General features: G+C 41.0%; 17 protein-coding genes and 1 tRNA gene. 10 read left to right on the plus strand and 8 right to left on the minus strand.

What is annotated here, in order from left to right; genetic code table 11:
- The first annotated feature begins 14 nt into the window (after positions 1–14).
- Both ACQQ5U_RS08355 and ACQQ5U_RS08360 read left to right on the plus strand, forming a co-directional pair.
- Positions 15–629: a DUF6088 family protein gene (locus tag ACQQ5U_RS08355; protein WP_067036133.1), complete on the plus strand. Its 615-nt coding sequence runs from the start codon at positions 15–17 to the stop codon at positions 627–629.
- Positions 626–1,624 (plus strand): nucleotidyl transferase AbiEii/AbiGii toxin family protein, encoded by a 999-nt coding sequence (locus ACQQ5U_RS08360; RefSeq protein ID WP_090294737.1) that lies wholly within the window; start codon positions 626–628, stop codon positions 1,622–1,624. Before ACQQ5U_RS08355 ends, ACQQ5U_RS08360 begins: the two co-directional genes overlap by 4 nt.
- A gap of 237 nt (positions 1,625–1,861) precedes the next feature.
- Here the strand turns inward: ACQQ5U_RS08360 and ACQQ5U_RS08365 are convergent, their stop codons facing one another.
- Together ACQQ5U_RS08365 and ACQQ5U_RS08370 are read right to left on the minus strand one after the other, a co-directional pair.
- Positions 1,862–3,136 (minus strand): site-specific integrase, encoded by a 1,275-nt coding sequence (locus ACQQ5U_RS08365; RefSeq protein WP_067036128.1) that lies wholly within the window; start codon positions 3,134–3,136, stop codon positions 1,862–1,864.
- A gap of 222 nt (positions 3,137–3,358) precedes the next feature.
- Positions 3,359–3,432, minus strand: a tRNA-Pro gene (locus ACQQ5U_RS08370).
- Positions 3,433–3,701: 269 nt separating this feature from the next.
- Here ACQQ5U_RS08370 and ACQQ5U_RS08375 point away from each other — a divergent pair.
- Positions 3,702–4,358, plus strand: a complete 657-nt coding sequence (locus ACQQ5U_RS08375) for a dienelactone hydrolase family protein (protein WP_437396693.1) — start codon at positions 3,702–3,704, stop codon at positions 4,356–4,358.
- Positions 4,345–4,980 (plus strand): phosphoribosyltransferase, encoded by a 636-nt coding sequence (locus ACQQ5U_RS08380; protein ID WP_437396695.1) that lies wholly within the window; start codon positions 4,345–4,347, stop codon positions 4,978–4,980. Before ACQQ5U_RS08375 ends, ACQQ5U_RS08380 begins: the two co-directional genes overlap by 14 nt.
- A 96-nt stretch (positions 4,981–5,076) precedes the next feature.
- On the opposite strand, the gene ACQQ5U_RS08385 is transcribed toward ACQQ5U_RS08380, so the two are convergent.
- The 3 genes from ACQQ5U_RS08385 to ACQQ5U_RS08395 all read right to left on the minus strand — a co-directional run bounded on the left by ACQQ5U_RS08385 (position 5,077) and on the right by ACQQ5U_RS08395 (position 14,371).
- Positions 5,077–5,283, minus strand: coding sequence for a dodecin family protein (locus tag ACQQ5U_RS08385; RefSeq protein ID WP_437396697.1), 207 nt, complete (start codon positions 5,281–5,283; stop codon positions 5,077–5,079).
- Positions 5,284–5,329: 46 nt separating this feature from the next.
- Positions 5,330–5,839 carry a nicotinate-nucleotide adenylyltransferase gene (locus ACQQ5U_RS08390; protein WP_437396698.1) on the minus strand — a complete coding sequence of 170 codons (510 nt, stop codon included), beginning with the start codon at positions 5,837–5,839 and terminating at the stop codon, positions 5,330–5,332.
- A 213-nt stretch (positions 5,840–6,052) separates the two neighbouring features.
- Positions 6,053–14,371, minus strand: coding sequence for a T9SS type B sorting domain-containing protein (locus ACQQ5U_RS08395; protein ID WP_437396700.1), 8,319 nt, complete (start codon positions 14,369–14,371; stop codon positions 6,053–6,055).
- 156 nt (positions 14,372–14,527) lie between these two features.
- On the opposite strand from ACQQ5U_RS08395, the gene ACQQ5U_RS08400 reads away from it, so the two are divergent.
- Positions 14,528–15,646, plus strand: coding sequence for a PQQ-dependent sugar dehydrogenase (locus ACQQ5U_RS08400; protein ID WP_437396701.1), 1,119 nt, complete (start codon positions 14,528–14,530; stop codon positions 15,644–15,646).
- 11 nt (positions 15,647–15,657) lie between these two features.
- On the opposite strand, the gene murQ is transcribed toward ACQQ5U_RS08400, so the two are convergent.
- Positions 15,658–16,473 (minus strand): N-acetylmuramic acid 6-phosphate etherase, encoded by an 816-nt coding sequence (gene murQ, locus ACQQ5U_RS08405; protein ID WP_437396703.1) that lies wholly within the window; start codon positions 16,471–16,473, stop codon positions 15,658–15,660.
- A 4-nt stretch (positions 16,474–16,477) separates the two neighbouring features.
- Complete coding sequence (locus tag ACQQ5U_RS08410; protein ID WP_437396704.1) at positions 16,478–17,227, minus strand: DeoR/GlpR family DNA-binding transcription regulator; 750 nt, start codon at positions 17,225–17,227, stop codon at positions 16,478–16,480.
- 183 nt (positions 17,228–17,410) lie between these two features.
- On the opposite strand from ACQQ5U_RS08410, the gene nagB reads away from it, so the two are divergent.
- The 4 genes from nagB (at position 17,411) to ACQQ5U_RS08430 (ending at position 23,507) form a co-directional block, all read left to right on the plus strand.
- Positions 17,411–19,348 carry a glucosamine-6-phosphate deaminase gene (gene nagB / locus ACQQ5U_RS08415; protein ID WP_437396705.1) on the plus strand — a complete coding sequence of 646 codons (1,938 nt, stop codon included), beginning with the start codon at positions 17,411–17,413 and terminating at the stop codon, positions 19,346–19,348.
- A 214-nt stretch (positions 19,349–19,562) separates the two neighbouring features.
- Positions 19,563–20,843 carry an MFS transporter gene (locus ACQQ5U_RS08420; protein WP_437396707.1) on the plus strand — a complete coding sequence of 427 codons (1,281 nt, stop codon included), beginning with the start codon at positions 19,563–19,565 and terminating at the stop codon, positions 20,841–20,843.
- Positions 20,836–22,422 carry a glycoside hydrolase family 3 protein gene (locus ACQQ5U_RS08425; protein WP_437396708.1) on the plus strand — a complete coding sequence of 529 codons (1,587 nt, stop codon included), beginning with the start codon at positions 20,836–20,838 and terminating at the stop codon, positions 22,420–22,422. Before ACQQ5U_RS08420 ends, ACQQ5U_RS08425 begins: the two co-directional genes overlap by 8 nt.
- Positions 22,419–23,507, plus strand: coding sequence for an anhydro-N-acetylmuramic acid kinase (locus ACQQ5U_RS08430; protein WP_437396709.1), 1,089 nt, complete (start codon positions 22,419–22,421; stop codon positions 23,505–23,507). Before ACQQ5U_RS08425 ends, ACQQ5U_RS08430 begins: the two co-directional genes overlap by 4 nt.
- Here ACQQ5U_RS08430 and ACQQ5U_RS08435 read toward each other — a convergent pair.
- The gene (locus ACQQ5U_RS08435) at positions 23,504–24,718 is read right to left on the minus strand and encodes a multidrug effflux MFS transporter (RefSeq protein ID WP_437396711.1); all 1,215 of its coding nucleotides are present in this window, start codon (positions 24,716–24,718) and stop codon (positions 23,504–23,506) included. The genes ACQQ5U_RS08430 and ACQQ5U_RS08435 overlap by 4 nt on opposite strands.
- Positions 24,719–24,894: 176 nt before the next feature.
- Here ACQQ5U_RS08435 and ACQQ5U_RS08440 point away from each other — a divergent pair, with 176 nt between their 5' ends.
- Complete coding sequence (locus ACQQ5U_RS08440) at positions 24,895–25,956, plus strand: Gfo/Idh/MocA family protein (protein ID WP_437396713.1); 1,062 nt, start codon at positions 24,895–24,897, stop codon at positions 25,954–25,956.
- Positions 25,957–25,973: the final 17 nt, after the last annotated feature.

The following is a 25,973-nucleotide window of genomic DNA, read 5'->3' on the forward strand; positions in this document are numbered from 1 at the left end:
AAATAAGTTACAAAATGCCCATACCCACTGAAAAACTTATAAAAAATTCAATTTCGAACCATAAGCGTGGAAAAATTTTTTTCCCGAAAAACTTTTCCAAATTCGGTACATCTGAAGCGATAAGGCAAGCATTGAAAAGGTTAGAGGACAAAGGTTTTTTGATCCGATTGGCCCAAGGCATTTATCTATATCCCAAAGAACACAAGCTACTTGGGACGTTATATCCGTCTTTGGAAGAAATTGCCAAAGCAATCTCTAAAAGGGATAAGGCCAGAATTATTCCCACTGGGATTCAGGCGCTCAACCAACTGGGGCTTTCCACACAGGTACCTTTGAATTTAGTTTACTTGACGGACGGAACTTCCCGTACCATATCCGTTGGGGAAAATACAATAAAGTTTAAAAAGGCTTCCCCTAAAATTCTAGCCGTCAAGAGTGAGACCAATATTCTTATCATGCAAGCCCTGCGCCAATTGGGCAAACACAATATAGATGACAAAACCTTGGAGAAAATAAATATGATACTCCAAAAGGTTGATAGAGAATCAATAGTTCATGATATGAAGCTAGCTCCTGTTTGGATTTCTGAAATTATGCAAAATTCACTATCAAAAAGGGAACCGACATGAAGGAATGGTTTGATTTATCCGAACAGGACAGAAGAGAAGTGATTGTTCAAACAAGTATTTTAAAAGGCCTTCCACAGGCGGCCATAGAAAAGGATTGGTGGGTGGTCGCTGTCCTTCGCACCCTATTCGAAACCAAATATTCAAACCATCTGGTTTTCAAAGGAGGTACATCCTTGAGCAAGGCATGGAGACTTATTGAGCGCTTTTCGGAGGACATAGATCTGGGTATGGATAAATCCTTTTTTGAATTTGAGGGAGATCTTTCCCGAAAACAGGTTAAAAAACTTAGAAAGGCATCATGCAAGTTTGTGAGCGAGATACTGCCACAAGATTTAGAGGATAAGCTTCATGAAATGGGCATCAAGGATTTTACCATCCATGTCCGCGATTTTGAAGAATCAGATACTGATCCCTTGGCCATTGAAATCCGCTATAAGTCATTGGTCGACAAGGTTCCCTATTTAGAACCCAGAATACTGGTTGAAATAAGCTCCAGGTCACTTCGGGGACCCTTTGAAAATAGAGAGGTTATATCGTTTATTGGGGAAATGTACAAAGGCCTATCCTTTGCTGATAAAGCCGTTTATATACCCACAGTTTTGCCTCAACGCACATTTTTGGAAAAACTGTTCCTATTGCATGAGGAATTTCAGAAACCAAAAGAACGGGGACCAATAAGAGGTCATCGAATGACAAGGCATTTATATGATGTATCCAGAATGATGGATACAGGATTTGGGGAATCGGCAATAAAGGACAAAGCATTGTACGACAAAATTGTGGCACACCGAGAAGTATATGCACGAATATCTTGGATCGATTATTCAAAGCATGGTTATAAAACTTTGAATTTCATTCCACCTGAAGAAGTTATGGCAGAATGGGAAGAAGATTATGCGGAGATGAAAGAGAGCATGTTCTATGGTAAAACGGAAAGCTTTAAAGATTTAATCAACAAGCTAACCGGCTTGAGAGATAGGTTTAATTCAGCCTAGTTCATTTTGATTCCAATTGTTCTCAAATAGCCCAGAAACAGGACTCAAATGTTAAAGTAGCGTTGAAGTAGAGTCCCTTTCCGCGACAGCTGACTTTTGACCCCTTGAAACTAAGTGTCCTGTCTTATCTGTTGAAGTCGAACTGCATTCGATATTGCGCATAAAACAACCCGCTCATCAGCAAAAACTGCTTTCCTGAAAGGTATTCTAAATAGAAATAACAATACCCCTACAGCTCTACCGTACAATTCTCAAATTGGGAACCCCACTGTTATCTTGAATTTTATGGCTGCTCTCATCCAATATGTTTTTCAATTGGGCCATGTCCTTACTGATTTTCTTTTCCACCACCCTTGCATACTTTTGGGTCGTAGAAAGCTTGGTATGCCCCAAGAGCTTGGAAACGGTCTCTATGGGTACGTCGTTCATAAGGGTGATTGTTGTTGCAAAGGTATGTCTGGCCACATGGAACGTTAGGTGCTTATCAATATTTGCCCTTTGTGCAATGATCTTTAGGTATTGGTTCACCTTTTGATTTGAGTACACAGGAAGAACAATATCTTCATTTTTGGGAAAATCCGCATACTTCTCCAAGATTTTCTTGGCTTTGGTCAATAGGGGGACCTTGACTTCGGTCTTGGTCTTTTGGCGCTTTACATCGATCCATAGTTCCCCATCGATGCCGGATACGATACCGTTGGGTTTGAGAAGTTTGATCTCAATGTAGCTCAGTCCAGTATAGCATGCAAAAAGGAAAATATCGCGGACCAGTTCCATCCCCTTTTCCTCGAATTTCAATTGGCCCAGTGCCAAGATTTCCTCCTCTTCCAGAAAAGCACTGTCATAATCCTCCATTTTCACTTTATAGAGGTTGAAGGGATTCTTGGGGATGCAATCAAATTTATAGGCCATGGTCACCAATTTCTTGAACCGTAGCATATGTTTCATGATGCCATTGTTGTTCAATGTTTGGAACGACTTGATGGGTTCGCAGTTCCGCAGGAAGTTTTCAAATTCAATCAAAAAGGCATAGTCAATGGAGGCCAACCCAATATCGGGCACCCGATATTTTTTGGCAATGAAACGTTTCAGGTAGGTCTCTGTAGAAGAATAGTTCTTGACTGTCCCTTTGGCCAGTTTGGGCAACTCATAGGTTCGGTTATACTCCAAAAGGTCCAATAGGGTGAGCATCACCTTGTCCTTCCCCAGATATCTAAGCTTGATGGATTGTGCCGTTATAAAGTTGCTCTCCGCACAGAGTTGTCGATGGCATTCCAGTAATTTTGCCCGGACGTCGTCCAAATATTTGTTGACAACAACGGATTCACTGGCCCTATGGTCCATTTTTCCCAAAATAGGACACCATCGTTCTTCAAAAGTTGATCGATGGACACTGAGATCTGCATTTTTTCCTTTACATCTGATTCGGACATAAATTGGAAAACGTCCATCTTTTTTTCTTCCTGATTTTTTCAGCCAAAAACTGATACTGAAGGCGTTAGAGGTATTCATGTGTTCTCGCTTTAAGTTAAACTTTGGATTAAGCGAAAGTCAAATCACACGAAAAATCAATTACAGAAGTACAATTTAGGGAATTTTTCCCGACAAAAATAGGACACTCTATAGGACATCCTCATCGATGGTTTCAGATGGAAATAAAAAAAACCAGAAAAAATTAATTTTCTGGTTTTCAATTAATTAAGGTTTTACTTAGTGTCATAAAACCATGGTTCGTCGGGATGACTGGATTCGAACCAGCGACCACGCGCACCCCATGCGCGTACGCTACCAGACTGCGCCACATCCCGAAATTGGACTGCAAAAATATAAATTTTGGCAACAATTAATCACAGACTGCTCAAAACTTTTATTGTTTTTCAACTTCCTTATTTTTTCTATTGCCCAAAAGTAAATTACGCTAAAAAGTGATTTCTTTTTAGAATTAGCATCCCAAAACTAGTCAAGTCACTACTAAACAGCCTAGTACCTCTATTTTAATGATGTTCGTCATTGTACTGACGAAGTAATCTCCTTAGTTTAATAAATCCATCATACCTTAATAAACAATAAAAAGATCATGGTGACCGAAGAAATAAAAATCTCCCTTAAAGGCACCACCTTAGAAGGCGACCTTACCTTACCTACGAATCCAAAGGGGTTGGTAATTTTCTCCCATGGAAGTGGTAGTAGTCGGTTTAGTCCGAGAAATAACTACGTTGCAAATATTCTTCAGGCCAAGGGAATAGCTACTTTGCTTTTTGACCTATTGACCGAGCAAGAGGATAGCATTTATCAAAACCGGTTTGACATTAACAAACTTACTAATCGGCTCATTCAAACCACGCAATGGATTTATCATCAAAAAAATACCACAGGGTTACCCTTGGGGTATTTCGGGGCCAGTACCGGAGCGGCATCTGCGCTTCGGGCCGCAGCTTTCTTTGAGAACTCCATAAGTGCAGTTGTCTCCCGTGGAGGACGCCCCGACCTAGCCCTCGATGATCTCGACAAAGTAAAAGCCCCTACCCTATTGCTTGTTGGGGGACTTGACACCAAGGTAATCTGGCTAAACCAAAAAGCTTACGAAAAACTTGAATGTTTAAAGAAAATGGAAATTGTTCCTGGCGCCAGTCATCTTTTTGAAGAGCCCGGAAAGCTCGAAACAGTCGCCGATCTGGCCGCCTTATGGTTTGATAAATGGTTTGGAAAAACAAAAGAAGATGTTTCAGGATAGAATAGATGCCGGCCTACAATTGGCAAACAATTTACAGCAGTTTAAAGATGGGAATGTTGTGGTTCTTGCCATTCCCAGAGGTGGACTTCCTTTGGGAGCTATTGTTGCCAAAACTCTCCATGCCCCATTGGACGTAGCCCTTTCAAAAAAAATAGGACATCCTTACAACAAGGAATATGCCATTGGCGCCGTAAGTTTGAATGACATTATTTTAAGTGACTTACCCCGCATAGATAAAACATACATTTCGCAAGAAACCGAAATAATAAGGCAAAAACTGAGAAAAAGGTTTGACCAATACTATCGAAACAGTTCTCCCTTGAATTTAATGGGGAAAACCGTAATCATTGTAGATGATGGTGTAGCCACCGGAAACACCATTAAAATAACGGCTCAAATGATTCATAAAGAACGGCCTGAAAAAGTTATTGTGGCCATTCCTGTTGCTCCAAAAAGTGCGGTTGAAAATATGAAAGCATCCAACTATATTGATGAAGTAATCTGTTTGGAAATCCCTTATAACTTTCATGCAGTCGGTCAGTTTTATGATGAGTTCAAAGAAGTTACCGATGAAGTGGCCATCCAATTATTGGAAAAAACACGCGAGGCCTACAATCCTTAAAATTCACGATGACGTTTTAGCAATAGGGTTTTCTAACCAAAAAAATATGGTCCAAACAAAATTTTGTTTGGACCATATCCTTTGAAAGCAAAAGTCCTAATCACCATCTATACCGAAAGTAACCTTGGTATTGACACGGTATTCCGAAATTTTACTTTCCTTTACGCTAACCTGCATATCCTGAATATATACAGATTTAATGTTCCTTACCGATTTTGATGCCTCATCAATAACATTCTGGATGGCATCTTCAAAACTCTCGGTGGAGTTACCTAAAATTTCAATAACTTTTAATACTGCCATAGTAATGAATTTAAAAGTTCATTAAACGAACACCAACCACTATCTTCTATAGAAAGTGACCTTTTTCATCCACTTTTACCCTTAATACCTTATCTCCATTTTCCAATTTCAATTTGTATTTTTTTGTAACACCTTTTTTGTCATAATAATGTGTCACATAGGTATCCTTGGCGATGGTCCATCCAGGAAATCTGTCCAAAACAGCTGTTTTCACAGAATTTGGAAGGTTAATGTTTTTAAATCTTTCAGCAGTACGGATTATTTTTCCGTCCTTGTCATACGCAGCTAAAATCTTACCCTCTGGGATATAGAAATTAATGTTGTAAACGTCATAGTCATCTTGATAATACTCTGAGTTCTTTACATCAAAAGCTGCTACTTTTCGTCTAAGCATTTCTACTGGTATGGAAGCTTCTTCCTGAGTATCAATACTATTCAGATACTTGTAGTTTGTGGCATACACAACTACCTCTGATAATTCTTCTGTCTTAATGATTTGGGATTGCATTGGTACTATGAATCCCATCACAAAAAGAACCAATAATAGCTTTTTCATGATCTTAATGTTTTAAGTTAATAACCTTACGAAAGGAATTCAGGAGCTCCAATATTCACAAGCAGCCTAATATAGCATACTAATATCTGGTTTACAATGATTTAAATCAGTTAAAACATCTTTATCCAACTGTAAGTTAGGATTTGAACATAGGAAAGAATCAATTTGCTTTAATCTGAAGAATGTACACAGAATTGGATATATTCATATTGCCTATCGATATAAAGTAAAGTGGCCCACAAACTGCTGCTTTTCGTTGTCATTTGCATTTACCACATACCAATAATCCCCTGTGGGCAAAGGTTTACCTTCGTAGGTTCCGTCCCATTTTTTCACTTGGTCCAAACGAGCTACTACCCTACCATACCTATCGTAAATAATTACGTCAATAAAGGGGAAATACTCACGGTTCTCAGGATACCAGTAATCATTTAAATGGTCCCCGTCCGGGGTAAAGAAATTCGGCATTTCAGGCATTCCTTCAAAATTAAAGGGCATAACCAAAGTTGCCTCGCATCCATTTTGATCACGAACCATAATGTTGATATTTGAATCTACATTAATATTGAATGTATTTACCTCACCGTAAGATTCTCCTTGGAAGAAATATTCATACCCGCCAAATCCACCTGTAGCGATTGCCGTAACCTCATCTGGACCAGTTTTCATAGCCTCCAAAGTGAGTGGTTCGTATGCTTCGATTTCAAATTCAACAAAGGTCACACATCCGTTCGCATGATAAATGTAAACGGTATGTTCTCCTGCCGGCAGATCTCCAAAGGTTCGCTGGTTTGTAGCCACCTGAATATCATCAACATCCAAAGAGAACAACAAATCAGATAATTGTGAACTATCTTCTATATTTACCGTTACCGTGCTATTGGGGAATATGCCCTCACATCCATATTCTACCACAGGTTCAGCAACAATATCTATTCCTATGCCTATTTCTGCTATCACATTTGTCTGACAGCCATTGGCATCTCGCACAAAAATCACATAGGTTTCGCCTCCTTGAAGGTTGTCGAAGAAAAGGCTATCGTTTTGGACAAAATCAGCATCGTCGGCAGAATTTACACTTGTGTAATAGGGAGCTGTACCACCAGTAACCTCAAGGGTCATGGTTCCATCGGCATCGCCCAAACAGGTTTCCGGAGTGGTTTCTACGACTCCTGCCACCAGTTCCATAGGTTGCGTAATCTCTACTGTTCTGGTTATTGTACATCCTAAATCATCTTGAATGATAATATCGTAGGTTCTTGGTGCTAAATCTGTAAAGGTTTTTCTATTGGGATTGGCAGGGTCATCACCTTCAAAAAACTCGCTTAAGGTATCGGAAATAGAATATCTAATTTGACCTGTTCCCCCACTGGCTTCAATAATTATTTGCCCGTTCATATCACCGGCACAAACCACAGGAACAGCCTCTAAGTAGTCCAACACCAAAGGATCCTTAGGTTCAATAACGATGGGGTCCGAAATAGCCTCGCACCCACCACTTTGAGCATACACGTAATAGGTTCCAGGATTCAATTCCCTAAAAATTCCAGAACTCTGGGCAGGACGCACAATCGTTGCTGTAGATGGCGGCAAAATATTTGAATTCACCAAAGTGTACACATAGTTGCCAATTCCTCCAAAAGCTTCAGATCGGATTATTCCGGTTGCCTCTCCCGCACAGTTTATCGTCGCGTTGGTCAAATCCAAAGCAATCACCAAAGGTGCCGCTGGATCTAACGAGATTTGATTGGATTTTTCAAAAGGACATCCATTGGAATTTTGCACATCGTATTGGAATGGTCCTGGGTCTATGGTAATATCTTCCGAAATTTCAATGCTGGTCATTCCTACTCCAAAAGGAATAAACGGATCTGTAGTTCCAGACCTACGATAGAAATAATCCACTCCCGGTTCCGGATTGGTCACTGAAAGTTCCATTCGGCCCAAATCCCCACAACCAGGCGGTTGTAGCTCTACCAATTCTGCAACCACTATCTCTGGGTCCTTAACCTCAATAGGAATTGTGGTAAAACTACAGTTCCAACCATCAAAAATGGTAATGGTATATTCTCCTGCGGACAAATTGGCAAAAGTCGTAGTAGTTTGAAGACCACTGTTGGTACCATCCGTAATCCTGTTCAATTGGTATAAATAGTTTCCAGCTCCTTGTCCGCCGATAACATTATATGCCTCAATGACAGCATCATTATCGTTGTTACAAGCCAACGGACTAACTACTTGAATGTCTGCTGTTATCGGTATGGGTAATGGCAAATCTATATCCGTTGTGGATTCGCATCCCCGCAAATCCTTAACATTAACGGTATAGGTGTCTGTTGATAGGTTTTCAAAAACAGGATTGGTATTGGGGTAATCCACCAATATGGTTCCATCGGATGCCACCAATTGATACTCATAAGTTCCCCATCCTCCGTCACCAGTTGCTGTAATTTCACCGAAACCTGGCACATTACATGTAACAGGGGATGTTTGAACTGCATCAACGGTTAGTGGCCTATCAGGTGAGCGAACTGTAGTTACATTACTAATGGCATCACAGTAAGGTGTGTCCAATGCTTCTATACGCACTACTAGATTACCTGCGGGTACATTTTGAATGATTTCAGGAGAGTTTATCGGTGCATTAGTGTCAAAAGTTCCGGTTACTCCTGTTGATGTTTCGACTCCAGCATTATCGCGGGTAAACACTTCATAATTGTATTCTCCACTATAATTATTGATTTCCAAACTGATAGAGCCATCACTTCCATTGAAACAGGTTACGGGGTCCACCTCGGCAATAACTGCTTGAATATTATTGTACTCCGGCATGTTGATGGTAGTGGTTAAATAAGTACAACCTCCACTGCCCACATCGGTCACGGCAAAAATATAATTTCCAGGTGTTGCTATATCCCAAGTTACACGATCGCTACCACCTGAGCTTCGGGCAGGTTCGGAGCCTAAAGGCAGAATCTCCACTTCATAATTTCCAGGTCCTTCATTTACAATAATATCAATGGAACCTGGGTTTACTCCATTTCCCGAAGCATCACAAGAAATTTGATTAACATTATAGCTAAAGGTAATATCGGTAGGAGTATTAATGTAAACAGTATCCGTCTGTTCACAGCCATTTTGGTCCCTTGCGGTCAAAATTATGGTTTGATCGGTTCCATTATCAATCACCTCAAAGGTATTGCTGGTTTGAAAATTGGTACCATCAAATTGAGGAGTACCATCGTCCATACTATAGGTATAGGAACCTGAACCAGTGGCAGTTCCTGTCCCATCACCATTATCATCGGTATAAATTGTAATAGTCGCTGTGCTGAATTGATTACTCGATGGGTTACAACTAAAATCAGTATTGATTGCATTTACCATCAATTCGGTTGGTTCATCTATAATAATGCTCCCTGAACGGTCGGTACAACCTCTATCGGAAACTACCTCAACCTGATATGTATCTGGCAGCAAATCATCAAATACAGGAGATCCTTGAGGTCCAGCAATGATAGTAGCGGACGAACCCTGATACAAAATGTAGTTGAGCGGTGTATCCGTATCACTACCTGGTTGAAGCTCTACGGAAATAGTTCCATCATCAGCTCCAAAACAGGTTACATCACTATGTGGTGTAGCTGTAATTACTGGTGTGTTTACTGTAGAAACATTTACAACGGCCTCATCTGAACACAACGGAGCGGTGTTGGAATCTAAATCCGTTACCAAAATATTGTAATTACCAGGGACAACACCACTAAAAACATTATTATTGATTTGTGGAGGGCCCACATTGGCCATTCCATTATCCACGTCTCTTAGTTGGTATTCAAAATTTCCACTTCCTCCAGTGGTATTCACTGTAATCTCTCCATCTCCTGCATTACACGTTGGATAAGAAGTGGCATCCGCAGAAATAGCAAAGAAATCAAATACTTCGGCTGTTACCGTATTGGTACATCCATTGCCATCTCTAACCGTGATGACATAGCTTCCTGGGTTTGGCACTATAAAAGTGGTTCCTGTTTGATAGCCGCTTCCAATATCATACTGAAAAGTTTCCTCAGGTAACCCAGAACCTGTTGATAATGGTGAAACAATATCTATTTGATAACCGCTTGTTGCGGTACATTGATTTACTACATCGATTACTGGATTTGGCACCCCTGCCTCTTGTGTGACGGTAAGTGTTGTTAAGGCAGTACATCCATTGGCATCCTGCACATAAAAATCGTAATCCGTTGGATACGGCCCAGGAATTTCAAAAGTAGTTTCTAAGGCAAAAGTAGTTGGCGTTGGGTCTCCAGAAGGCACGTAGGCGTAGTTATACGGGCCTGTACTACCGAAACCTCTAACGGTCACCAAGGCACCAACATTACAGGTTGCCTCTACAAAATTGGCGATGTCTATGGAAACCGAACTGATGTCTATAAAAGCCAAAGTACTTCCGCTACATCCGTTGGTATCGTCCCTTACAATGATTTGATAGTTTCCAGGAGCCAATCCTGTCAAAGTGCCATTATAAGGGATGGTTTCGCCAGTATATGATTGGGTTGATACAGATGCCCCGGAATCCGTATTTTCAATTGTTACTGTAAAATTACCGGGTGCTGAAATTCCCGAAACTTCATAATCAATGGAACCATTGCCCGCAACATTGCACGAAGCGGCCAAAGATGTTGCAGTTACGGCTACGGGGTTACTTGGACCGATGGGGTCAATTTCTTCAGTATAGGTACAGCCATTGGCATCCCTTACCTCAACAAAATAGGTTACACCGGGTACCACCAAACCTGTTACATCAAAAATATCGTTGTTTACACCAGTCCCTAATTGAAACGAGGGGTCCCCGACCAATCTGAACTCGTAAGGTGCTGTTCCTCCTGTTGCCCGAACTTGATAAGGAAATGAGGTATCCGAACAAAAGGCGGGGTTTGGGTCCAAAGGAATCAAATCCAACTGATTTTGGTCAATGACCACTTGGTCACGGTCTTCACACCCCTGAGCATCGGTAGTAATCACCGTATAGTTTCCTAATGGCACATTGGGAAAGTTCACTGTAGTACTTGCAGTTCCTGTTGATGAATCAACCACACCGCCAAATTCATCTACCAAAACATAATCAAATGGTGCAACTCCATTGTTTATCGTGGCGGAAATAGAACCATTTACAGAACCAATAGAACAAACAGCATCTGTTGGTGTTACCGTGGCATCCAAAGGAGTACTTGCCCCAATGGTAACAGCATACGCTGGGCTCACACATCCTCTACTATCTCGAATTATGAATCCACCATGGGTTCCAGGACTGTATCCTGAAAATATATTTTGTGTACTAAAGGTCCCTCCATTATCATTACTGAATTCATAGGGAGGAATACCTTGTGTTGTGTCTGGAATCAATTCCACTACCCCACTCGCATTGTCCCCACATTGGGTATCCGTTGGTACAGCGGTACCTGCAATGGTCTCTGGAGGTGAAATAGTAACTGTATTGGACTCTGTTGTACATCCCCTCCCATCTGTAATCATGAATTGAAAAGTCGTATCCGAAATGATGGATCCATCATTTGGAATACTGTATACAAAGGAATTTCCTGAAATATTGTTATTATCTGAAGTATAAGGAGCACCATTGATACTTACTTCATAAATATCATAATCTCCTGAAGAAGTATATCCGTTGCTAATATTCACCTGAATTTGACCGGGAGGGCCCGCACAATCCAATTCTAGAATCGTTGTTGCATTGGCAATTACTTGAGGTTCTATGGTTGCTGTTACGGTATCCCTACAATCATTGGCATCTATGACTTCAATGGTATAGGTTCCTGAGGTAAGTCCGGTAAAACTATTATTGGCTCCCAAAGCTCCCCCATTGATTCTATACTGATAGGGCGCCAAACCACCTGCGGCATTTACTGCCAGTGTAGCGGCCGTAAAGTTATCATAGCAAAAATCCGATGCTCCACTGTCCAAAGTCAGCGTTGGTGCATCCAAACGGGTCAATATAAAGCTATCGGTTACGGTACATCCGTTGGCATCTGTCACACTTACTTGATAGGATCCATCTTGAGATAGGTTGGAGAATGTGCTACCGTTCTTTGGGCCTCTTTTAGAGCCATCTGGCTGAGTTAAGGTATATCGGTTACCTCCCCAACCACCAACGGTATTGATACGAACAGCACCTATATTTCCATTTTGACAGCTCATATCCGTAACATCCAAACTGGAAATCATAAAGGCCGTTGAGGGTTCTTCAATCACCAAAGTTGATGCATCCGTACAGTTGGTCTCTTCATCGGTTACGGAAATCACATAGCTGCCAGCGGACAATCCTGTTAAAGGAATAATACTACTATTCTGCCCAGTAGAAACGGGGCCTCCATCGATACTATAACTATAGGTCGTATTGAATCCATCCACCAAAAAACGTCCTTCCCCATCAGCATCCCCAACACAAGTAACCACTCGAGTTTGTTGCCCTTGCACGCCAATGGAGCTAATATCTGTGATGGCATAATTTTCATCGTAAGAACAGCCTTCATCATCGGTTACTCTAAAAGTGTAAGTTCCCAATCCCAAATCGGTGAATGTGCTATTGCTTCCATTGTTCACAGCACTCCCCGTTGGAGCTATGATTTCATATGTGTACGTTCCAGAACCTCCTGTAACAGTTAAATCCAAAGAGGCTGTCGTAGTAATGCAATCCAGACTGGAAATACTAAAGTCCAAATCTGTTGGCTTGTTCAAAGTATTAAATACAATGTTCGGAAGTGCCTGCACACATCCATTGGCATCGCGAATCATTGGCGTATAGGTTCCCACTCCCAAACTAGGAAATACTGGATTTGCACTAAAGCCAGCTCCCACGCTGTACTCGTATGGTCCAGTTCCTCCAGAAACTCCTGAAATTGTGATTTGCCCTCCATTTTCATCCACACAAGTGGGTGCGCTATCCGGAATGGCGGTAGCCGTTATCGTAGAAGGTGTGCCTATAGTGGCAGTTTGAGGTGTGGTTTCACAAGTAAATGAATCCTGCTCGTAGCGCAGTACAACATCATAATTACCAGGAGCCAAATTGGAAAATACATTACTGATTTGGAAGGTTGCGCCATTATCAACACTATAAAGAATTTCGTAACCATATCCGCTGGTCACATTTACGGTGACCCTACCATCGTTGGCACCCCCACAGTTGGCGTCATCTTCAGTAAAATTGAATACAGGTGGTGGAATATTTTCTACATCCACTGCTGCGGTACGTTGGCATCCGTTAGCATCCTCTACCAAAATATTATAAGTTCCTGCGGTAGATACAGAAAAACTTGTTGTACTGGCATACGTGGAACTAAATGCACCTCCATCCACGCTGTAACGATAAGGTGCTGTTCCTCCACTTGTGGTCAAATTAACATCTACGGAAGTAGCTCCACACCCAAAACTATCCGATGCTGTAGCGGAAACAGCCAACGGGCTTATTCCCCCACCTATTACAATAGGGTCACCATCAATATCGGTGGTAATGGTTTCGGAACAACTGTTGGTTTCTACACGAATACTATAGGTGCCTGGACTTACATTGGCAAATGTATAGTTATCAGCTCCGTTGGGCCCAAAGGTATCCACTGTAACTCCGTTCTTCACAAGTCTATAGGTATAAAAACCTGGAACACCGGATACTTGCACATCAATACTTCCTAACTCACCACTGCACAAAATATCATTTGCGGTAACATCTACATTGATATCCAAGTCATCAATAGTCACCAAGTTGGATGGGAATACACAGGCTGTGGCGGAAACATTCTTCAATCTCACATAAACTCTGTAATCTCCTGAAGAAGTAATATCAAAAAAGGGATCATCTTGATAAGGTCCAGCGGAACTGTTCAAACTATACTCATATCCCGCAGGCACATTGGTTACCTCCACCCTTCCCGGATTGCCACAAATAATGTCTTCTTTGATTAATTGTGGGTCCAAAGGATTAAGCGTTGCTTTGAAATAATAATATTGGCCCGAATCTACCCGGACTCTAAATTCTCCTGACGAGGACAAGTTAAAGGTCGAGCCCGTTCCAACGGTGTTCCATGTACATGCATTGTTTATAGTAGGGCAATCGTCTACCACCGTCGGTGCACAAGAATTTGGATCGAGCTGCTGCCATTGATACGAGCTTCCGGATTGGCTAAGGGTAAGTGTTCTAATATCGCTTGTACCACACAAAAAGAACTTGGCCAAGGTGCTTCCATCGTTAGGACATACCACTTCCTCATTCGCCCCATTTATGATGGTCGCGAACATTGCTGTGGTTGTAAATAGTTCACTTTCCTCGGCGGATGCCTCTATTACAATGGTGCCTTTATTTTCTGAAGAAATATTTTTATCGGACTCTGCTTTATTGGATACTATGCTTGATAATATCCTTGTTACATGAGCTCTTGCCAATACCGTGGAACCAAAGATTAAAATGAACACCAACAACATGGCATATAGCAAACGCCTTGTTTTTTGTGGGAGCATAGGTTAAGTCTTGTTAAGAAGAATATATTCGGATTTGGGACCTTAATATTCTAAATAGTAATTTTCTATTCTTATAAAATTCTAATTATATTCAATCCACCCGGTAATCAAAAAGTTACCGTTTATCTATAAAATCTGTTATTTCAACGTAAAATTATGCAAAAAAGTTTCTTATTTCCTTATTTTTTCGTTGTACTGCTTAGTACATCTTGTGCCCAAATGTCTGATAAGGGCATAAATCTTCCCGTAACCCTTGATTTTACTACAGAACTCGTTATAGGGGACGTTCAAAACCCATGGGGTATGGTTTTCTTGCCCAACAATACAATTTTATTCTCCGAAAAGTCTGGTAAATTGTTACTTAGCAAATCTGGAAAGGCCATTGAAGTGGAAAATACCCCCAAAGTTTACAACAGAGGACAAGGTGGATTAATGGATATTGAACTACACCCTGATTATAGCAAAAATGGATGGATTTATTTCTCTTATGCTTCTACTGATGGAGGAGGAAAAGGTGGACATACTGCCATAATGCGTGCCAAGCTATCAGGAAACAAACTTGTGAACCAAAAAATGCTGTATAAAGCTACGCCCAACTCTACCCGTGGGCAACATTTTGGGTCAAGAATAGAATTTGATAAGAACCTATACCTATTCTTTTCTATTGGCGAAAGAGGAAATAGAGATGTGAATCCACAGGACATCACCCGCGATGGTGGAAAAATATATCGTTTACATGATGACGGCAGTATCCCGAATGACAATCCTTTTATTGGTGAGACGGGTGCAAAGACAGCCATTTACAGCTATGGACACCGAAACCCGCAGGGTCTTTCCCTTCATCCAGAAACAGGAGTTTTATGGGAACACGAACATGGACCTAGGGGTGGAGATGAAATCAATATCATTCAGAAAGGTAAAAATTACGGCTGGCCGGTAATCACCTACGGCATTAATTACAGTGGCACTAAAATCACCGATGAAACTTCCAAGCCCGGCATGGAACAACCTCTTTATCAGTGGACTCCATCCATTGCACCATCTGGGATGGCGTTTGTCACCTCAAACAAGTACCCAAAATGGAAAGGGAGTTTATTGGTGGGGTCTTTAGCTTTTCAATATTTGGAACGATTGGAAATCAAGGACCATAAAGTGGTTTACCGAGAAAAATTACTAGATGGTATGGGGCGGGTTCGGAATGTGCGCCAAGGCCCAGATGGATTTATTTATGTTGGAATTGAAGGCAAAGGTATTTACCGTTTGGTTCCGAAGTAGGTCAACCTAACTTATTTTAAAGCATCTATGGCCAACTTGACCGAACCATATTTTTTGAGAACCTTTTCAGCTTCATCGTAACTCATTCCAAGTTCTTCCATGATATAACGGGTACCCCTATCCACTAATTTGGTATTGCTCAACTGCATGTTCACCATTTTGTTGCCTTTGACCCGACCCACTCGAATCATCAAAGCGGTGGAAATCATGTTGAGCACTAATTTTTGACTGGTTCCACTTTTCATGCGAGTACTTCCGGTTAAAAACTCTGGCCCCACATTCACTTCAATTGGAATATCGGCAGATTGAGCCAAGGGAGAACCTGGATTATTTGTAATTCCTACTGTCAAAATCCCATTGTCCTTTGCATCTGTAATCCCTCCCAAAACATATGGTGTGGTACCTGAAGCAGCAATACCCACCAAAACATCATTATCATTAATATTATATTCTTGAAGGTCTTTCCAAGCTTGTTCCGTATCGTCTTCTGCAAACTCTACAGCTTTTCTTATAGCATTGTCTCCTCCTGCAATCAATCCAATAACCCTATCATAAGGCATTCCAAAAGTAGGTGGGATCTCAGAAGCATCCAGTATACCCAATCTGCCACTGGTTCCTGCTCCTATATAAAATAATCGTCCACCTTTTTCAAAACGTGTGGCTGTTTCATCCACCACTTTGGCCACTTGCGGTAATACCAATTCGACAGCATCAGCTATTTTTTTGTCTTCATTGTTGATGTTGGCCACAATCTCTAAAGTATTCATTTCATCCAATCGATCATAGTTGGATGGTTCCTCGGTAATCTTAATATGCTTTTCTACCACAACTTTATAGTATTTGTATGTTTAAATTTTTGAATGCATTAAGTTTTGAATCCCAGGGTTCCAACTCTGTTATCATGGTATTAATCACATTTAAATCGCAAGTTTTAAAGCGATGCTGGGAATTTAACTTCTCCGAAATACATAAAAGTACGGCTTTCTTGGAAGCATTGATAACGGCCTTTTTCGTCTGAACCACATCCCAATCAAATTCTGTTAATCCAAATTCTGTATCTACATAACCTGTCCCTATAAAACTATAATCTACTTTAATTTGCGACAATGCATGAATTGTACTTGAACCCATTGCTATTTGAGAACCCTTCGAAAGTGTACCACCAATAAATATCGTTTCAACATTAGGTTTGCGAAGCAGTTCTATAGCTACAGGTAAGCTCAAGGTAAAACAAATAAGCTTTAGATTTATAGGTAATAATCTTGCCAACTCGAGACAGGTCGTCCCTCCATCAATTAAAATGACACTATTATTTTTAAGAAGGCCCATCGCCTTTTTAGCGATAGCTATTTTCTTGTCTTGCGCATAGACATTACTCTGTTGAGGGCTGTGATTGGCAAACCCTAAAGAAACTGCGCCCCCATGAACCTTGACCAATAAATTCTCCGCATCAAGTTCTTTAACGTCTCGCCGCACCGTATCTATGGATACATCAAGTTTCTCTGCCAAATCTGTCAGCAATACCCTATTGTGCAACTCCACCTCATTAAGTATGGAATGCTGTCTTTCTTCTTTTAGCATCTAAGCATCCTTTTTTTATAAAAATCAAAAGTAGAAAACTATTGCAGAAAAAAATATTTACTATGAAACAATGGTAATATTCTCAAAACCTGCAAACAAATGCAAATATATTGCAATATTTTGCTTTTTTATGCTTTTATTGATTATATTTGCATTGTAAAACTTGTTAAATCTGACAAAAACATGCAAGAATTAGCCGATAACCTATTAAAAAAAGAACCTCTGGACTCCGAAACCGTGAAGTTTGAAAAAATTAACACCCATATTTACCAAGATTCACAAAGTGCATCGTGGTATGTAGCAAATGAAATAGCTAGTCTCATCAAACAAAAGCAAGAGCAGGGTCAAAATGCCGTTCTCGGATTGGCGACAGGGTCCACCCCTACCAAGGTTTACGATTATTTAGTTCAGTTTTATAAAGAAGGTAGGCTAAGCTTTAAAAATGTGGTGACTTTCAATTTGGACGAATACTTCCCAATGGATCCAGATTCCATTCATAGTTATGTCCGTTTTATGAATGAACATTTGTTTGATCATATCGATATTGAGCCCCATAATGTACACATCCCAAATGGGAATTTGCCCAAGGAAGAAATCAGAAAGTATTGCCTGGATTATGAAGAAAAAATAAAAAATGTCGGAGGCATAGACATCCAGATTCTCGGAATCGGTAGAACTGGGCATATCGGGTTCAACGAACCAGGTTCCTCACTTCATAGCAAGACCCGATTGGTTCGTTTGGATCGTGTTACACGCCTTGATGCCGCAAGTGATTTCTTCGGTGAAGAAAATGTTCCAAGAAGAGCAGTTACTATGGGCGTCGGCACCATTATGGACGCCAAGAGAATTATTATAATGGCTTGGGGAGAAGGAAAAGCCCCTATTGTACAGCAAGCTGTAGAGGGTGAAATAAAAGAATCTGTTCCTGCAACATTTTTACAGCATCATAAAAACTGTGATTTTGTTCTTGACGGAGCTGCATCATCCTTCCTAACAAGAATAAAGACACCATGGTTGGTAACCGAATGCGATTGGGACGAGAAACTCATCAAAACTGCATCGATTTGGTTATCCGAAAAACTCGGAAAGGCCATATTAAAGTTGACCAACGAAGATTACAATGAATATGGTATGGGTAGCCTTATCGCCGAAGTGGGCTCCGCAGAGCAAATCAATCTTTCCGTATTTAACCAATTGCAACGAACAATTACAGGCTGGCCCGGAGGCAAACCCAATGCCGATGACAGTCAAAGACCGGAAAGAGCACAACCCCACCCAAAAACATCTTTGATTTTTAGCCCCCACCCCGATGATGATGTGATTTCGATGGGAGGTACATTGTTGCGACTCGTAGACCAAGGGCATAATGTTCACGTAGCGTATCAAACTTCAGGTAATATTGCTGTTTTTGATGATGAGGTAATACGGTTCCTCGATTTCGCTACCGACGTTCAAAAAGACAACAAGGAACTCAAAAAGAAATTCAAAGAGGTACGTGAATTTTTGGCCAACAAAAAGCCAGGAGAATTGGACAGTCCCGAAGTACAGGATTTCAAAGGATTAATAAGAAAAGGAGAAGCTTTGGCCGCGTGTCGCTATTGTGGTGTAAATGAAGAAAATGCACACTTTCAAAACTTGCCATTTTATGAAACAGGTGCCGTTAGAAAGAAGCCGCTTTCCGATGAAGACGTTCAAATAACCTACGATTTACTGAACAAACTAAAGCCACATCAAATTTTTGCTGCAGGAGATCTTTCTGACCCGCACGGGACGCACAGAGTTTGTCTGGAAGTAATCTTTAAAGCCATTGAACGCTTGTTGGATGAAGGTTCCGATTGGATTCGAAATTGCTACGTATGGCTTTACCGTGGAGCTTGGCAGGAATGGGATATTGCCGATATGGAAATGGCCGTACCGATTGGACCTAAAGACATGGCCAGAAAAATCAATGCCATTTTTAAACACCAATCCCAAAAGGATAGTGCCATGTTCCCTGGAAACGATGAACGGGAATTCTGGCAACGTGCAGAACAAAGAAATAAAGATACGGCCAATAGATATAATGCGCTTGGAATGGCAGAATACGAAGCCATGGAAGGTTTTGTACGATACCATTTCTAAAAACACAACATTTCATTTTAAGTTGTTAGTTGTTTAATTTAATCTTGTAAAAGGCCTACATTTAGTGCATACGTAGGCCTTTTTACTTTCATGAACGACTACGAAAGAGCCATACAAACCTTGGACATTGACCAAAGTGAAAATACCAGATTAACTTTAACTTTCCGATATTTCAAAAAATAAAAAACCAACCGTACAAATAAAACCATCATAAATGAATGTAGCTCCAAAAGACAAAAATGCTTGGCTGTGGATTCCCTTTTTATACTTTACCCAAGGAATCCCTTACATTCTTGTGGTAACAGTTTCCGTAATCATGTACAAGCGATTGGGCATTGGCAATGCGGAAATAGGATTGTACACGAGTTGGCTATACCTCCCTTGGGTCATAAAACCCTTGTGGAGTCCCATTGTTGACCTAAATGGCACGAAAAGAAAATGGTTTTTGGGTATGCAATTGATCATTTCCCTGGCATTTTTGGGTATAGGCCTTTTTTTGCCCTCAAACTCATTCTTCCTTATCACTTTGGCTTTCTTTTGGATGGCTGCCTTTGCCTCCGCAACCAACGATATTGCTTCTGATGGTTATTACATGATCGGCCTCACCCAGAAAAAACAATCCTTTTTTATTGGCCTTCGAAGTACATTTTACAGATTGGCTATGGTAACAGGGCAAGGATTACTGGTAATTTTTGCCGGCTTTTTGGAAAACCAATACGGAGACAACACCAAAGCGTGGTCAGTAACTATGATAAGTGCTGCAGTATTGATGATTGCACTAACTGTTTCCAACTTTTTTACCGCACCAAAGTTTGAAGAGTCTGCCTCAGAATCCAAAGAAAAACCGGCCGGCTTTATTGAAGTGTTCACCACTTTTTTTAAAAAACATCAAATCGGTGTGGCCCTTTTGTTTGTATTGACGTATCGTTTGGGAGAATCACAATTGGTAAAAATGGCCTCCCCCTTCTTACTGGATGATTTGGAAGTGGGCGGATTGGCCTATTCCACAGAAGCCGTAGGTACTATTTATGGTACAGTAGGTGTCATCATGTTGTCACTTGGAGGAATCTTGGGAGGAATTTTAATTTCTCGAGATGGTCTTAAAAAATGGATGCTTCCCATGCTTTTGGCCCTCAATTTGCCCAACGCACTCTACGCACTTTTGGCCATAACGAAAACCACCAGTATTTATGCCGTTGTCGGCACCGTGGTTCTTGAGCAATTTGGGTATGGCTTCGGGTTTGCTGCATTTATGATGTACCTCATTTATGTGGCCGAAGGCGCTTCCAAAACATCTCACTACGCCATTGCCACAGGATTTATGGCACTAGGTATGATGCTACCAGGCATGTTGAGCGGATACATTCAGGAATGGTTGGGCTACGACGGTTTCTTTATTTGGGTGGTTATTGCTGCGTTACCCGCATTTTTGGTGCTTCGCTATTTAAAATACCCTGCAGATTACGGTAAAAAAACAGTTGAATCCAATGACTAACACCCATCGAACATATACTCTTCCGAAAGAAACACTGACCCTGAGGCAAAAAGTGGGGCAATTGTTTATGCCTGCTGTATTCATTAACGATACCGAGGAAGAAGTCCAGAAAATGGAAAAACTCATCAAGGAACACCATGTCGGTTCCATATGTTTTTTCCATAGCAGGGCCAGTGCCGCCACCAATTTTGAAGGGAGGAAAAAAATTGTGCACAACGAGAAAAGCTACGACCGATTGTTGGAGCTTATTGCACGATATCAAAAAGCTGCCAGTACACCTTTGCTTGTAGCCATCGATGCCGAATGGGGACTTGCCATGCGTATTGAAAACACGCCGCAATACCCTTATGCCATAACGTTGGGTGCATTGAAAAACAACAATGACCTTATTTTTAAAGTGGGCGAAGCGATCGGGAACGACTGTAGACAAGCTGGAATACAATGGAATTTGGCCCCTGTGGTCGATATCAACAACAATCCAGAAAATCCTGTTATTGGATATCGTTCTTTTGGAGATGATAGGAAACGTGTTTTTGATAAGGCTGAAGCATTCATTAAAGGAATGGCCAAAAGTGGAACGCTAAATTCCATCAAGCATTTTCCAGGACATGGCGATACAGCAACGGATTCCCATTTGGGACTGCCCGTAATTGATAAATCGATGGACGAGCTCATGGAAAATGAGCTGTATCCCTTCAAGAAAATAATTGACTCCGGTGTGGACTCTGTGATGGTAGGCCATTTGCTCCTACCCCAGTTAGATGAAGAGAACCCATCTACCACCTCTCATAAAATCATTTCAGGCTTGCTAAGAAAACAATTGGGTTTTGATGGAGTTATAATTTCGGATGCTTTGAACATGCATGCCGTTTCAAAAAAATACCCTCAAAAAGGAGCGTTGGAAAAAGCTGCTTTTGATGCGGGTATGGATGTACTCTGTTTTAGTGAAAATGTGGAGGAAGGAATTGGAAAGATTTTAGAGGCAACCTCGGAAAAACGAATTCAAGATAGTTTTGCAAGGGTATGGGACCTTAAACAAAAGGTATTTACGGAAGTAGCTGAGCGGAAAAAGATTGATAATAACATTCATGCTAAACTAAATCAGGAAATTGCAGAGAAAAGCATCACCGAATTGTACGGTGATGCATTGGTCACTGAACAAATAAAGTCATCTGATTTTCTCAATGTTTCGGTAAGTTCTGGAAAGAACAACAGCTTTTCAAAGCAAATTTCATCTCATTTCGGTTCAAGAGTCGTTGATTTGGACGCTGCATTGAACTCCAATAATCAAAATGTGTTGCTAAGCATCTCCCCCCCTGCTGTAAAACCCAAGAACCAATTTGGGTTTGATGAAAAGACATTGAGAACCATTCATAAATTGGTGGAAGAAAGAAACACCTTGATCTACCTTTTTGGAAATCCCTACGTGCTGGATATCTTAAAATTGAAGCCATCATCCAATGTGGTATTGGTGTATCAGGACTTTCCACAGTTTCAAGAAGTTGCTTTCGAACAATTCTTAGGCAAAATTGAAGCCAAGGGCAATCTTCCCATCCAATTAAAAACCTTTGGACCATGAGAATTTATAAAGTCTTGGGACTCATGTCCGGCACTTCTTTAGATGGGCTGGACATAGCCTATTGTCATATTTGGGAAGAAAATGGGAAATGGAATTTTTCTATCAAAGAAACTGCTGAAATCGATTATTCTGATGAAATGCGGGAGTACCTTAAAAATGCCATTCATCTTTCCGAGGAAGATCATGAACAACTCCACAAAGATTATGGTATTTGGTTGGGGCAACAGTCCAAGTTATTTATAGATGAATTGGGAGAAGAGGTTGATTTTATCGCGAGTCACGGCCATACTTCGCACCACCGACCAGAAGATGGCGTTACGTTTCAATTAGGTGATGGGCAACTCTTGGCAAATACCTCCGACATGCAAGTGGTGTGCGATTTTAGAACCAAAGACGTTTCATTAAATGGACAAGGTGCCCCTTTGGTTCCCATTGGCGACAAATTGTTGTTTCATGATTATGATTTTTGTCTGAATTTGGGTGGCATCAGTAATATTTCATTTGAAAAAGATGGTGAACGAATCGCTTACGATATTGGTATGGCCAACATGCCCTTAAATTACATTACCCATAAAATGGGGTTGGCTTATGATGAAAATGGGAAATTGGCCCGTTCGGGAAAATTAGACCCTACGTTGCTTCAAAAACTCAACAATTTGGGGTACTATCAGCTACCTTATCCTAAATCCACGGGGTATGAGTGGTTCACTTCCGAGATTGTCCCGTTGATTGAAGCTTCCAAGATTTCCAATGAGGATTTATTGCATACGTTCATCCATCATAATTGTGAACAGATTGCATTTGCCGCCCTTGAGCATAAGAACAATGGCAAATCCAACAGTAAGTTGTTGGCCACGGGAGGAGGCGCACTTAATCAATTCTTTATGGATACATTTCAAGATAAACTGGGCTCAAGTATTGAAGTTGTAGTTCCCAACAAAACGTTGATTGCCTATAAAGAAGCTCTCGTCTTTGCATTAATGGGAATACTCCGCTTGGAAGGAAAAACCAATGTATTGAAATCCGTTACAGGTGCCACTTCCGATTCGTGTAGCGGCAAGGTGTTTTTTCCCGAAGAAAATTAAGTCATGGCCACACGTTTTCTTTTGGGTTTATTGACCAAAAGAAAAATAGCCAATGCGCAAAGTCCACAAATGGCCAAACCTGCAAATAGAGGCCATACAGTATCTTTTACAAATTCCCCAATAAAGGTTGCAATGGGAATGGAAAGTAATGTGGACACAAACCCGTTAATTGCCGCCCCTATTCCCGCAATGTGACCAATAGGTTCCATAGCAATCGAACGGAAATTTCCCCACATAAAACCAAGGCAGAAAAACTGGATAGATAAAAATCCAACCAATACATAAATACTTGGGTTTGGAGAATTCAAAAACAATATTGAATATACTATGGCTATCACACAAAATACAATGGTAGCCATTAAGGATAGTTTTCTCATCCCAAACCGCATTACTAAAGTTCCATTCAAAAATGTAGAAAGCCCAATGGAAACGGCCAGTCCTGCAAAAATGTAAGGAAACATTTCCTTTAGGGCATATTGGTCTTCAAAAATATGCTGGGCTGAACTTAAATACACCAAAAATGCTCCGGTCACCAATCCCGAAGTCAAGGTAAAAGCAACAGTCTCTTTGTATTTTACAAACTCCTTTACCCCATCAATAAATACGTGTCCCGTAAACGGGATTTTATACTCTGGATGCAATGTTTCCTTTTGTCGTTTCCAAAACCAAATTGCAACTGCAAGTACAAATACCATTTGCACATAAAAGATGGATTTCCAACCGGCTACATCCAATATCAATTTACCAATGGCGGGCGCCACGACCGGCACCAAAATAAAGAACGCCACTACAAACGACATTATTTTTGCCATATAATCTCCTTCGTAAGTGTCTCGGATAATGGAGATGGCAATGGTTCGAGGGGCAGAAAGTCCGACCCCTTGTAAAATCCTTCCTATTATCATAATCTCCAAAGATGGTGCATACAAGCAAATCACACTTGCCAGCAAGAAGATAACAAAACCAATATAAACCACGGGCTTTCTTCCAAAGCTGTCGGATATTGGCCCGAAAAACAATTGTCCCACTCCAAGCCCCAAGAAAATCATTGTGACCAACAATTGGTTATCCGTAGAATCAGTACTGTTTATGGCTATACCGATGTTAGAAATTGCTGGAAGTATGGCATCTATAGCCAAGGCTACGATAGACATCAAAGCGGCCATCATGGCCACAAACTCGAAATTGGGTTTTTGATTTACCTTTTGCATCCTGCAAAATTAGGCATACCTGCCGAATCGGTAAAGCATTTAAGAAAGGTTTAATGATAAGAAAACACATCCAACGTTGTAGTTTGAGATTATCCCTGGTATTTAAGGGAACATCACCTTCCAAATCCATTCAAAAATTCAGATAATACTATCTTTAATGGTAAATTATCAGAATAATGGGACGATTAAAGACTTTGGTTGTAGGCTGTGGCAATATGGGAACCTCCCATGCCCGTGCCTACCACAAATTGGATGGGTTTGAAATTGTGGGATTGGTAAGTCGTGGAGCCAATAGTCGCGAGCGACTTTCCAAAGAATTGGATGGAGCTCTTACCTTTTCAGATTATGCTAGTGCCCTTAAAACGACCCAACCGGATGTCGTCTCCATAAACACCTATCCGGACACCCATTTTGATTATGTAAAAATGGCCTTGGAAGCCAATGCCCATGTTTTTGTGGAGAAACCATTGGCATTAACCGTGCAAGAAGCCCAAAATTTGGTTGACCTTTCCCAAAAACAAGGAAGGAAAATGGTGGTGGGCTACATTTTAAGGGTTCATCCCACATGGGCCAAGTTTACCGAAATGGCACAAACCCTAGGAAAGCCTTTGGTAATGAGAATGAACTTGAACCAACAAAGCTCTGGGGAGCAATGGTACACCCATAAACAGTTAATGCAGTCCATGTCACCCATAGTCGACTGTGGGGTGCATTATGTGGATGTGATGTGTTCCATGACACGTTCCAAGCCCATTAGTGTTTCCGCTATTGGTGCGCACCTATCCGACGAAGTGGATTCCAATATGTACAATTACGGACAGTTACAAGTAAGATTCGAGGATGGCTCCGTGGGGTGGTACGAAGCAGGTTGGGGGCCCATGATGAGCGAAACTGCATTTTTTATCAAGGATGTAATTGGTCCAAAGGGCTGTGTTTCCATAAGTGATACAGACAAAGGGGCTTCTGAAGATATTGAGGGCCACACCAAAACAGGTAGCTTAAAATTGCATCACAGCGAACTCGATGCTAATGGAAATTTTGTTAAAAAAGACGAAATCATTAGTACAGCGGACGAACCTGACCATGATTGGCTATGTTTACTGGAACAGGAATACCTGCTGAATGCCATTGTAAACGGACGTGACCTTACCGATCATTTAAATGATGCGGTGAACAGCCTTAAAATTGTATTGGCCGCGGATGAATCCGTTAAAACGGGTAAAACCGTATTCTTGTAGAAGAAGGTGTCAGATTT

Origin of the sequence: Flagellimonas lutimaris, from assembly GCF_051494225.1 — a bacterium.
In the GTDB taxonomy this organism is placed as follows: Bacteria; Bacteroidota; Bacteroidia; order Flavobacteriales; family Flavobacteriaceae; genus Flagellimonas; species Flagellimonas lutimaris_A.